Below are 11,811 nucleotides of genomic sequence, written 5' to 3'. Positions count from 1 at the left end.
CTCCTTAGGGGATCTTGCATCGCCTACCTTAAAAAGCATGCAACTCTCCCCAAAAAATAATATCCACACTACAGCAAAGCTTGTGCCATTGGCAGTCAGCCCTTCCAGCGGAATGTTAATTGGGCGATAACCTCAAGAATTTTAACGAAATCCAAAAGTTATAAGCCCAGTTCCGGAAGATTTATACCGAATCCACCAGTCAGAGATTCCATGCCATTGTAGCGAACGGTGCAATAAAAAAAATGCGGTTGATGCTTCTGGCACCCTGTCTCCGGCCCTCCTGCCTAAAGGGACATTGCCATTAAATTGTTGCTCCGCAATAAAAACTATGCGTTTGATCGATGTTTTTTCGTTTCAGCTTTTATTATACAGTTGATGAAACCAAATATTATTAATATTATCAATATGATGAGAAAACTCTAAATCAATTGTCATGCCGAAGCGAGAACGGCATTATGGTACGTATGTTGCTTTAAAAGGCAAAGCTAGTAATCCATGGGAAATGTCAACCCTGTCAACTCCGCATGAAGGGCTGAACGGAGGTCGGATGATGCCCCGCGATCGGAAAACGTATCCCATAAATGATAGTTTAAATTGCTATTTTCTGGAGGCCAAGTATGGAAAAAGAAGTTTTTAGTCTCTGTTTTATGTGTTCGATCCGTTGTCCCATCAAGGTCAAGGTCAAGGACGGGCAGGTGACGTGGATCGAAGGGAATCCCCATGTGGCCGGCATGGAGGGCAGCCTGTGCCCCCGCGGTGCCGCCGGGACGTCGCTGCTTTACGACCGCCAGCGGGTGCAGAGCCCGATGATCCGCGTGGGTGACCGGGGATCAGGAAACTGGCGCAAGGCCAGCTGGGACGAGGCCCTGGACTACGTGGGTGACAAGCTGAAAGCGATCATCGACCAGCACGGCGGCCACAGCGTCGTTCTGGGTGAACGGACCCAACTGGCTACCCATGTGAGCAAGACCTTTTTAAAGGCCATCGGTTCTCCCAATCATTTTACCCATGATGCACTGTGCAAGGGGTCTGTCAATACGGCCTGCCGCTCTCTCTTCGGCCTTACCGACGGCCAGATCGGCATCGATTACCGCAACACCCGGCATATCGTGCTCTATGGCCGAAATATCTTCGAGGCCATCTCGGTCAAGGAGGTCAACAACCTGATGGCCGCCATGGAAGAGGGGGCCAAAATGACCTACATCGACCCCCGCGTCTCGGTCACCGCCACCAAGGCGCACCGCTACTGGATGATTCGCCCGGGCACCGACCTGGCTCTCAATTACGCCCTGATGCATGTGATTCTGGACGAACGGCTTTACGATGCCGCATTTGTGGACCGATGGGTGCACGGGCTGGCCGAACTTCAGGATTTTGTCGCACCCTATTCTCCCCAGTGGGCGGAAACGGAGACCGGCATTCCTGCGGCGGAAATCGTGGCCTTGGCCCGGGAACTGGCCAAGGACCGGCCGGCAGTGGCTTTCCACTATGGTTATCGTGGCGCCAGCCACACCAATGAGATCTACCTCAGACGATCCATCCTCATGCTCAACGCCCTGATGGGCTCCATTGAGACCAAGGGTGGGATCTTCTTTAAAAAAGGTCCCGGCGAAGCGGGCGGCAAGGCGGCCCGCAAGCTGGTGGAGCAGGATTTCCCGAAAATCGACGTGCCGCGTTTCGATAAGGCCGGGACACCCGACTTTCCGCTGCCAGACCCGGCCCATGGGGTTCCCCATCGACTTCCCCATGCCATCCTGAACGCCGATCCCTATCCGATCAAGGCCCTGTTCAATTTCCGTTTTGAGCCGCTCATGTCCATTGCCGACACCGAACTGACCCGCAAGGCCTTGGACCAGCTGGATCTCATTGTTACCATCGACATCAACTACAGCGATATCGCCTGGTACAGCGACGTCATCCTTCCTGAATCCACTTACCTGGAACGCACCGACTGCATCCAGCAGGCCAATGGCCTCAAACCCCAGATGTTTCTGCGTCGACAGGCCGTGACCCCGCGTTACGACACGCGGGACGGAGCCATGATCCTCAAGCAGATTGCCGACCGCATCGGCACCGGCAACTATTTCCCCTATGAAAATATGGATGAACTGGTTCGCTGGCAGTTGGAGGGCACCGGATTCACCATGGAAGACTTTGATGCCAAAGGGTTCGTGGCTTATGGGAAAAAGCAGATTTTCTGGGATCGGATGGATGGCCTCAAGCTCAAGACCCCGTCCAAGAAGATCGAGTTCAAGTCTTCACTTCTGGAGGACGCAGGGTTTGAATCTTTTCCGGCTTACGAACCGATGCCCTCGGCAGAGCCGGGCAAGTTCCGGCTGGTTACCGGCCGGGCGGCCCTTCACACCCATGTATCCACACAGAATGTGGAATACCTCAACGAGTTGTGCGGGGAAAACCTGTTGTGGATCAACAACCAGAAAGCCGCCGAACTGGGCATTGCCGACCGGGCCATGGTGGAGATTGCCTCCAGCCGCCACAGCGGCAAGATGCGTGCCTATGTCACCGACCTGATCCATCCGGAGTGTGTCTTCCTGCTGCATGGGTTCGGGCACCAGGCCAAGCGGGCGGAGCGCTCCTATAACAAGGGTGTCAGCGATGCTGCCCTTCAGGAGAACCTCTACGACAAGGTGGGCGGAAGCCCCGCCTATCACGATACGTTTGTCAATGTGAAGGCCGCCTGACAGGCCGATTTTCCAACCGGGTATTGCTGTCGGAGCGGTTCCCGAGGGTTATAAATAGGATGCGAGGATTATGAGCCAATACTATCTGTTTCAGGATACCAAAAAGTGCATCGGATGCCATGCCTGTGAAGTGCAGTGCAAGGCCAACAAGAATCTCCCAATCGGCCCCCGGCTGTGCCAGATCATTCAGGTGGGGCCGAAGATGATCGGCGGGCTCCCGCGGGCCGCCTATATTTTTATGCCCTGTTTCCATTGTGAAAATCCCTGGTGTGTGGCCGCCTGCCCCACCGGTGCCATGCAGCAGCGCAGCAGCGACGGTATTGTTTTTGTGGACCACAACCTGTGCGTGGGCTGCAAGACCTGCATTTCCGCCTGCCCCTGGGGGGCGCCCCAGTGGAATCCGGAGACCGGCAAAGTGGTCAAGTGCGACTATTGCAAGGATCGCGTGGACCAGGGGTTGAAGCCCGCCTGCGTGACCACCTGTACCACCCACTGCCTGAAATTCGGTAAGGTGGAAGATATGACCCAGATCCGCCGGGATCGCCATGCCCAAGCCATCGCTTCGCTGGAGCACTGTGCATTCTGACGGATTCAACTGTAACCAAATTGATTTTTATCGATGTTCCTAGCACCCATACCCCTCCCTACCGATCCCTCCGGGTTAACCCCGGGGGGATCACTCCTCTTATGGCCAGGGCCGCAGGCGCCTGCTGTTTAAACCCGGCCATCGCATGAGCAATAGCAGGGGACCGATGGGTGGCAAGAGGTCATTCATGACTATTAGCCAATGTCCGGTCACCGAAAGCATTCACTTTATCGATGATGTTATCGGCAAGGGCGGGTTGACGCACCCGAGAAGCCGGCGTATCGCCGAAGAAATTCACAGCCTTTTGGATGACGTGGCCTGGGGACGTGCCGGTGACGATCATCTGCCGGCCGTCCTGGTGCTGATCCAGGACCTGCTCCAGGACGCCGATGAGTCTGAAGGCTACCGGTTGGGCGAACACCTTCACCAGACCATGCAGACGCACGGTGAAGTGTTCGAAAGCCATGTGAAGACCCACAACTGCCCCACCGAAACCTGCGAGTGGCTGACACCGGCACCTTGCCAGATGGCCTGCCCGGCGGGCATCGACGTTCCCACCTATGTGACCCTCATCGGCCAGGGGCGGGACGCCGAGGCCATCGAAGTGATCCGGCAGGACAACCCCTTTCCCTGGGTATGCGGCCTGGTGTGCACCCGGCCCTGTGAGTTCATGTGTGTGCGCGGCCGCATGGACACCCCGGTTTCCATCAAATTTCTCAAGGCCTTTGCCGCCGAAAGGGCCATGTCGGAAGGCACATACCGCAACCCGGAAAAAGGGCCGGATCAGGGCAAACGAATTTGCGTGATCGGGGCGGGACCCGGCGGCCTGAGTGCAGCTTACTACCTGGCCCTGAAAGGGTACGGGGTTCACGTGATCGAGGCGCTGCCCACCGCCGGCGGCATGATCATGGTGGGCATTCCCCGCTACCGCCTGCCTAGGGAGGTGATCGACCGGGAAGTGGCCATGCTGGAAGAACTGGGCGTCACTTTTGCGTTCAACACCCGGTTCGGTGAGGATGTCACCCTGGACGATCTGAAGTCCCAGGGCTATGCTGCCTTTTTCTTTGCCATCGGGGCCCATAAGGCCTATAACTTAGGAATTCCGGGGGAAGCTGATTTTCCCCAGACGCTGGAGGCCATCGATCTCCTTCGCCGGGTGGCTTTGGGTGAGCGGCGCGTGCCGGGAAAACGGGTGGTGGTGATCGGGGGCGGCAACGTGGCCACCGATGCCGCACGAACCTGCATCCGTTTAGGCTGTCCGGAGGTGACCATTGCCTATCGCCGGACCCGTCACGAGATGCCGGCCGATGAGGAAGAGGTGGAACAGGCTGAGGAGGAGGGCATTCATTTTTCTTTTCTGACCATTCCGTCCAAAATTGTTGGAAAAGATAACGCGATTACCGGGTTGAGCTGTGTCCGTGCCAAGCTGGTGAAACGGGAAGGCAGCAGTCGCATGTCTCCTGTTCCGATTCTGGACAGTGAGTATGTTATGGATGCCGACGTGGTGATCAGCGCCATCGGCCAGAAAGTGGACCAACTCTGCATGGGTGAACTGCAAACCATGGGCTGGACGAGACGGGGCACCATCGATGTCAACATGGTTACCATGGAAACCGCTGTCGAGGGAATCTTCGCCGCCGGCGATGCGGTAACCGGACCGGCCACGGTGATCGAGGCCATCGGCGGGGGTAAGCGGGCCGCCGAGGCCATTGACCGATACCTGCTGGGAATACCGCAACCCCAGATGCCGCCTGTTCCCGTTCGTCGCCGCCGGGAAGCCTGCATCGAGCTGCCGGCCAGCACCAAAACGGTCATCAAGCGGCCCACCATGGACATGTTGAACATGGATCGGCGCCGTACCACCTTTCAGCAGGTGGAGTTGGGTTACACCGAAAACATGGTTCGTGAGGAGGCCCGCCGCTGCCTGCGGTGCGACATTTGCCGCCGTTGCGGCAAATGCGTGGAGGTCTGCCGGGACAAGATGGGCATCAGCGCCCTTGAAATGGGATACCTGGACTTCGACCATCCCGGTCTCACGGATCTAAGGGTTACCGAGGAGCGTTGTATCGCCTGCGGGGCGTGTGCGGCCAACTGTCCCAACGATGCCATGAAAATAGAGGACCGGGGCGATGAGCGGCTGCTGCTGCTCTGCGGTACCATCCTCAACAGACAGAAGTTGGTCTACTGTCACTCCTGTGGTAAGGCCATGGGGCCCATGAAGTATCTGGATTATATCCGCAAGCGTACGAAATCGGTAACGCAGGTCCCCGACGATGCACTGATCTGCGACAACTGCGCCCGAACAAAGACGGCCAGATTTAACGTTCATACGCTGCCGGTCTAGATCTGCTAATGCTGCTCGATGCTAAAATAGAAAACTGAACACGGAGGGGTGAGATCGCTTCGCTCCATTCATTGAAATAAATAACAATATTCAAAAAACAAATCACAAACAAATCACAAATAAATCACAATAACCAAATTTCAAATTCCAAACCATACGAAATATTGAACGATTGGGTTTGAGATTTCGATATTGAAGTTTGGAATTTCCCTACGGCGTTGTGCTTATTCGTCATTCATCTGTTTGGCAGCGATCCGAATCAGGAGAAAAGCATGGTTTTCCGAAGAGGCCAGAAAATTGAAGTTTTCAAGCGCAGCAACGACGAGAGCTGGGAAGCCTACATGGACCGGTTCGTCGGCCTTCACGGCATCATCACCGATCCGGATACGGCGATCAACGATCCGGATGCGCTGGTCGAAGTGAGCCTGGACGGCAAAGGGACGCACCGGCTTCCCCAGGACTGTATGCGCCCCATCGACAGTTGAGGCGTTAAGACAAGTCATTTGGACTGCGTTATCGGTCGTCGCCGTATTACCCATACGGCTTCCTTCCTCTAGCCTTGCCAAATTACTTGTCTTAACGCCTCAACGCTGAGCGATTAAAATTATTGCATATTTAAGGAGCGTGACAGGCATGCGTGTTCAGGATGTGATGAAACAAAAGCGCCGGGTGGTTCACACTATCCCGGCACAGCGGACCGCCGAGGATGCCATTGTCCAGATGACTGAACACCGGACATCCGCGCTCATCGTTATGGACGGTGGGACACCGGTGGGCATTTTTACCGAGCGGGACGTCCTGCGGTGCCACGTGGCCTGGCGCCACCGCCTGTTTCGGGATATGCCGCTTTCCGAAGCCATGACCCCCAACTTGATCGTGGCCCAGCCGGAGGACCTGGCCAGCAGCGCCATGGCCATGATGATCAAAGCGGACATCCGGCACCTGCCAGTGGTTCAAGACCAGCAGATTGTCAGCATGCTCACCATTTCCGACCTGGTGAAACACCATGTGGGCGAATTGACTGCCGAATTGCACTACCTTCAAGAGTACATCACCGATCTTCAGGACGCCGTACAGGATTGACGGTTTTGTAAAAAGGCCGATATCTGCGTTACGCCTCAACCCTCGTCACTGCGGAGTACAATCAGTACACCTCATTCCTCGGGATTCGCAAGCCTTGATCTCGGCCTTTTTACAAAACCGTCTTAAACTCGACCTTTCACGATGCAATCAGGAGTAAGAATATGATTACGACAATTATCGATGGAACCACCTACCCGGCCGAAGAAGGTCAGACCGCTCTCCAGGTGGCCCGGGAAAACAAAATCACCATCCCGACCCTGTGTTACCATCCGGCGCTGAAGCCCTCCGGGTCGTGCAAGCTTTGTGCGGTTGAAGTCACCGGAAGGACCGGCGGCCGACAGATCGCCATGCTGTCATGCATCCTCAAGATCTCCGATGGGCTCGAATTCAAAACCACCGGCCCCATTGTGGACACCGCCCGCAAAAAAGCCTTCAAGAATTTGCTGCGCATGGCGCCCCAGTCGGCACGGCTGCGCCAGATGGCCATGGCTCATGGGGTGGATCTCGGACCGCCGCCGGACGGGTGCGTGCGCTGTCGTCTGTGCATCCGGGTGTGTAAAGAGATCGTCGGCGCGGGCGCCCTGAAGATGAAGAAGGTTGACGGGGTCAGTTGCGTGGTTCCGGAGACGGATCGATGTATTGGATGCGGCACCTGCGCCAATATATGCCCCACCGCTGCGATCCGGGTGGAAGACATTGAGAACGTCCGCACGGTTATGATCCGGGATGAGCTGATTGGTAAGCACCCCCTGGAGCGTTGCGAGGGTTGCGGCCGCTGGTTTGCCACCACGCGTTTCATCGACTACATCGAGCGCCGTACCGCCCCCCATCCCCATGTGAAGGAGACCCATAAATACTGTCCCACCTGCGCCAAGCTATTTTCGGACCGGACGCGGGCGCTGGCCGACCATTCGGTGAAGACACGCATGCCCGGTCATTGATGGTTCCTTAAAAATTCGATATCTGCGTTACGCTTCATCCCTCGTCGCTGCGGAGTACGATCATTACGCTGCCTGCGGCACCCGCGATAGCGGTATCCTCGATCTTCGCAAGCCTTGATCTCGAACTTTTAAGAAACCGTCTATAACGCGACCTTTTACTAGTTTATCAAACTTGAAATGGATCCATTAAAACGAAAAAGCCCCTTCCATTGTGGAAGGGGCTTTTATTTTGTTTCGTTCGCCTGACTTTTAGATTTGAAGCCAGGAGTCGGAGTACAGGGTGTTGCCGAGGATGACGTCAACGGTCTTGGCGTAGTCCAAAAGCTCTTTAGAAAGGCTGGCGCGATCGGGTTCGGTACCGTCCAGCATGCCGTAGATCAGGTCCACGATATCCTGGCGTTCGCCCTTGCAGATGGCGGTTTGCTGTTCGTCGCGCGGATCGGTGATGATCGATTCCATGCCGCTTTTCATCAGCATCACCGTGTAGGTCTGGTTCAGGATGGGGCGCAGGTGGTCGGGCGGTCCGTTGGAGATGTTGGAGAGGCCGCAGGTGCTTCTGGCACCCGGGGCCATATCCGGAATCATTTTCTGGAACTCCATCAGGCTGATGGCCTGGGGTTGCTGGATGTTCACCGGGGTCACGATACCGTCCACCCAGATCTTCTCGTTGGGGATGCCGGCTTCGTTGGCGAAATAAAGCAGTTCCACGCACAGGGCGGCACGCTCGTTCTCATCGCGGGGCAACCCGTCGGGGCCCCACATCAGGGCCACGAAATCGGCGTTGTACTCGGCTGTCATGGGCACCATGCGCTCGTAGCGTTCCGGTCGGCACATTATGGAGTTGACGATGTGCGGGGTGCCGGCAGGGATCTGCTTGATCACCTTCAGGGCCGCTTCGATGGCGTCGATGTTTGAGGTGTCCAGGGCCAGGGGCAGATCCGGCACCACGTCCTGAACCACCTGGACCACCCACGGCATCAGTTCGTGCCCGTCCTTTTTGGCCGGTCCCAGGTTGATGTCGATGTAGTCCATTCGCTTTTCCTTCTGGAAAAGGGCCTCTTCCTGGATCGGTTTGGCATCCCGCTCTTTGAAGGCGCGGCCGATTTTTGTTGAAATAACATTCAAACTTTCGCCGATAAGTATCATACGACTTTCCTTTCTTTTTCTCGGCATCATGCTCCGGCCAGTAGCCCGGCCATGGATGACGCTATTGCCAACATGATGGCCGGGGTCCCGGCCAGGAAACGACGGTCAGGGAGGACTGAATGCCCACCCTGACCGTTAGATCACACCGCGGTTACGCCCTGAGGAAGCCGGGGATATGTGCGGCCTCCCGTGGACCCACGGTAATGGTCCAGCCGGGCAGTTCCTCTTCCACGTCGCCCACGATGGAGGCCGCATAGCCGGGAACGACCAGTTCCTGATTCTTGATCTTGTCGGTGATGCCGCATTTTTTAACGAACATGCCCACGTCGTCGCCGGAGAACTTGCCGGCCGCCCAGGCAGTCAGTACGGACAGCCCTTCGGAGTCCTTGATCAGCAGCCAAGTGGGTACCTTGCTGGCCTCGATCTCACCGGAAACGATGAAGTAGGTCAGGGCAAAGTTGGTGGTCACCAGCACGCGTGAATTCTCGTCGGGGTTGTTGATGGGGTAGATGCCCTCGGTAACGGTCATGGGCCGCTGCGGGTCGGTATAAATGTTGAGGCGCTCCAGCAGCAGCGGGAACAGGGACTCGCCGGCAAAGTCGGACATCACCAAGATACCGCCGTATTTGGCCACGTACATGGCACCCAGCATGGTCTCGGTGTCCAGATTGGAGGCCATTTCGCAGGGAAAGGCGATGGTGGGAAACCCCACAGCACGGTTGCCGTTTTTCAGGGCGGCGCGGCGGAGGGCGATCATGTCTTCGTGGCATTGTTTGGGTTCCCGTGAGCCGGGATCGAGCACCAGGTCTTTGAGGCCCATGCCGGTAAGCTTCTCTGACAGGGGAATCAGGCCTTCGATGGAATCGGCCTTGATGGCCAGGGGCAGGTCGTTTTCCTTGGCGATGGCGCCGAAGGCATCCGCATTGGCCGCGGTGGCCGCGTACATGAGCGGGCGCTTAAAGGCACAGGCCGCCACGCCGGCCTTCATCACGTCGGCATCCTCGGTCATCAGGATCAGGTTGAATTCCGATGTCTCGGCCACCTGTTTGGCCACGGCGGCAAAGGCGTCGGCGTTGCCGTCCGCATCTTTGAGGGCTACCAGCTCCGGCCGCAGGTTCAATCCCACACGCTCGAACTGCAAGGCGTTCCAGCCTTTGAGCTTGGATTCCAGGTCGGCCGCAGCGATGTCGGAACTTACCTGGGCTGCCAGCAGGGTGGGGTTGTAAAAGGTTTTTTCATGGCGGTACTGCACCGTCTCGCCACCGGTGGTGGCCTTGCGTACGCCCTTGCCCAACACTACAGGACGGATGGGGGGTGCAGAGGCTTCGGAGAGTTTTTCCCGCGCGTCGTCGGAGACGTAGGGGCAGGCGTCCAACTCTGCCTTGCCGGATGCCAGGTTCATGGCAAAGGCAAGACAGGTGGGTACCCCGCATTCCTTGCAGTTGGTCTTGGGCAGGAGTTTGAATATCTGAATACCGGTTAATGCCATACGATTCTCCTTGTCTGTATGGGCAATTCTCCCGATCTAATAAAACCGGGGAATCGGTTGGTCTGTGGTGACGGGGCGAACGGTACCGTCCGCCCCGTCGTCTTGCCTGTTAGCCGATGATTGAATCCATGGTCAGGGCCGGATGGCCTTTTTCCTGGAGGAAGGGCAGGATCTCCTCTTCGGTGATGCCCACGGTTTCGTCTGCGATCATGTCATAAAGATTCGGTACGCCCATTGCGGCGCCCCGTTTTTCGATGCGTTCCTTGAGTTCTTCCTTCAGCATCTTAGGCATCCAGACCATCCGCAGAAGGCCGCCGTCACCCAATATAAACTTGCCCTGGGTGATGTTGAACTTGGAGTGGCCTACGAAGCCCGGCGAGGAAGCGCCACCACCCATGACACCGGCCAGGGTGGTGAATTTCATGCCGCAGGGGGTCTCCCCGGCATAGTCGCGGCCCACGGTCATGACGCCGTTGCAGGACGGCAGCATGGCGGCGATGCATTCACAGCAGCCGCAGGTGGTCATGGGGTCGGTGACCATGGAGTAGAAGTTATAGTGGGTGACGGCCCCGCGGGAGGCCTTGTAGACGAAGTCGTTGACGCCTTTCCACTGGCCCATGACCGGATCAATGCACTCGCCTTTTTCAATGGGCTGGTTGGGGCCGGTGGGGTTGATCTCAAAAGATGCCTTGCAGTCCATCCAGTTGTAGGCGCCGCATAGACCTGTTCTTTCCGGGCTCACCGAACAGACATGGCTGGGGGCGAATGACTGGCACAGGGTGCAGGAGTAATAGATTTCCACGTCCTCGTCGGTCATTTTTTCGACACGCTCATCACGCGTTTTATACTCGGCGCGGGCGCGCTTGGTGAGTTTGTCCACGTCGGCCTTTTTGGTCATCAGGGTCACCTGGACCTTGTCCAGGATCTTGCCGAAGTCCTGGTGGAACTTGGCGTGCAGGACGACACCGATATCTTTCAGGGTAAAGCCCTTCTCGATGGCGGCCTTGCTGATACGGACCCAGGAGATGTCGCGTTGACCAATATGCATGACCCCCTGGATGTAGTTGATCAGGTGGTGGATCTGGCGCTCCAGGATCGGCTCGAAGTCGGTTTGAAATTCACGGCCGGCCACCTGGATGTAGATGCCCATGGGGAAGGTGTCGCCTTCTTTAACATCTCCAATATTCGGACCGTCAATGATTACCTTACCATCTTCGATCTCGTTCATCTCCGCCATCTTGCAAAGTTCGGTACATTGGGTCTTACCGCCGCCCATCTGGCAGTGGAGATCCGCGCCGCGCACCCGCTCGCCCTCAAAAGCCGGGCCGAAGGAACAGGGGATGTCGATTTCAGAAACAGTGACCTTGAGGCCCCGGACTTCAACCGATCTCTGGCAGATTTCGTCGTGGGTGACATTGGCCACCACGTGCTCGTAGGTACAGATACCGGTGGGCAAAATCTCGGGAATATCCGTGTCCGCCAGAGTCGGGAAACCCCAGTTGACGCAGCCGGCAGCCGCG

General features: G+C 56.9%; 9 protein-coding genes. 6 read left to right on the top strand and 3 right to left on the bottom strand.

Annotated features, from left to right (window positions below):
- Positions 1 to 617: 617 nt before the first annotated feature.
- From QNK41_RS13950 to QNK41_RS13925, 6 genes are all read left to right on the top strand, one after another.
- Positions 618 to 2,702, top strand: coding sequence for a molybdopterin-dependent oxidoreductase (locus QNK41_RS13950; RefSeq protein ID WP_319257956.1), 2,085 nt, complete (start codon positions 618 to 620; stop codon positions 2,700 to 2,702).
- A gap of 70 nt (positions 2,703 to 2,772) precedes the next feature.
- Positions 2,773 to 3,288, top strand: coding sequence for a 4Fe-4S dicluster domain-containing protein (locus QNK41_RS13945; RefSeq protein WP_319257954.1), 516 nt, complete (start codon positions 2,773 to 2,775; stop codon positions 3,286 to 3,288).
- A 187-nt stretch (positions 3,289 to 3,475) separates the two neighbouring features.
- Positions 3,476 to 5,632 carry an FAD-dependent oxidoreductase gene (locus tag QNK41_RS13940; RefSeq protein WP_319257952.1) on the top strand — a complete coding sequence of 719 codons (2,157 nt, stop codon included), beginning with the start codon at positions 3,476 to 3,478 and terminating at the stop codon, positions 5,630 to 5,632.
- A gap of 272 nt (positions 5,633 to 5,904) precedes the next feature.
- Positions 5,905 to 6,117, top strand: coding sequence for a hypothetical protein (locus QNK41_RS13935; RefSeq protein WP_319257950.1), 213 nt, complete (start codon positions 5,905 to 5,907; stop codon positions 6,115 to 6,117).
- Between the two features lie 148 nt (positions 6,118 to 6,265).
- The gene (locus QNK41_RS13930) at positions 6,266 to 6,715 is read left to right on the top strand and encodes a CBS domain-containing protein (RefSeq protein ID WP_319257948.1); all 450 of its coding nucleotides are present in this window, start codon (positions 6,266 to 6,268) and stop codon (positions 6,713 to 6,715) included.
- Between the two features lie 161 nt (positions 6,716 to 6,876).
- Positions 6,877 to 7,656, top strand: a complete 780-nt coding sequence (locus tag QNK41_RS13925; RefSeq protein WP_319257945.1) for a 2Fe-2S iron-sulfur cluster-binding protein — start codon at positions 6,877 to 6,879, stop codon at positions 7,654 to 7,656.
- A 249-nt stretch (positions 7,657 to 7,905) separates the two neighbouring features.
- Here the strand turns inward: QNK41_RS13925 and QNK41_RS13920 are convergent, their stop codons facing one another.
- The 3 genes from QNK41_RS13920 to cdhC form a co-directional block, all read right to left on the bottom strand.
- Entirely contained in the window at positions 7,906 to 8,802 is an 897-nt protein-coding gene (locus QNK41_RS13920) for a dihydropteroate synthase (protein WP_319257943.1), read from the bottom strand.
- 151 nt (positions 8,803 to 8,953) lie between these two features.
- Entirely contained in the window at positions 8,954 to 10,291 is a 1,338-nt protein-coding gene (acsC, locus tag QNK41_RS13915; protein ID WP_319257941.1) for an acetyl-CoA decarbonylase/synthase complex subunit gamma, read from the bottom strand.
- Positions 10,292 to 10,400: 109 nt separating this feature from the next.
- The coding region (cdhC, locus tag QNK41_RS13910) for a CO dehydrogenase/CO-methylating acetyl-CoA synthase complex subunit beta (RefSeq protein ID WP_319257939.1) at positions 10,401 to 11,811 on the bottom strand (1,411 nt) is incomplete at its 5' end.

The organism is Desulfosarcina sp., assembly GCF_033791525.1.
Taxonomy (GTDB): Bacteria; Desulfobacterota; Desulfobacteria; order Desulfobacterales; family Desulfosarcinaceae; genus Desulfosarcina.
Note: the sequence above shows the minus strand (reverse complement) of the source record. Positions and strands in the feature narration are given on the sequence as shown.

Excerpts from the sequence above, each read along its gene's own strand:
- QNK41_RS13945 (WP_319257954.1), top strand. The coding sequence starts at position 2,773 with ATGAGCCAATACTATCTGTTTCAGGATACCAAAAAGTGCATCGGATGC.
- QNK41_RS13950 (WP_319257956.1), top strand. The coding sequence starts at position 618 with ATGGAAAAAGAAGTTTTTAGTCTCTGTTTTATGTGTTCGATCCGTTGT.
- QNK41_RS13930 (WP_319257948.1), top strand. The coding sequence starts at position 6,266 with ATGCGTGTTCAGGATGTGATGAAACAAAAGCGCCGGGTGGTTCACACT.
- QNK41_RS13940 (WP_319257952.1), top strand. The coding sequence starts at position 3,476 with ATGACTATTAGCCAATGTCCGGTCACCGAAAGCATTCACTTTATCGAT.
- QNK41_RS13920 (WP_319257943.1), bottom strand. The coding sequence starts at position 8,802 with ATGATACTTATCGGCGAAAGTTTGAATGTTATTTCAACAAAAATCGGC.
- acsC (WP_319257941.1), bottom strand. The coding sequence starts at position 10,291 with ATGGCATTAACCGGTATTCAGATATTCAAACTCCTGCCCAAGACCAAC.
- QNK41_RS13925 (WP_319257945.1), top strand. The coding sequence starts at position 6,877 with ATGATTACGACAATTATCGATGGAACCACCTACCCGGCCGAAGAAGGT.
- QNK41_RS13935 (WP_319257950.1), top strand. The coding sequence starts at position 5,905 with ATGGTTTTCCGAAGAGGCCAGAAAATTGAAGTTTTCAAGCGCAGCAAC.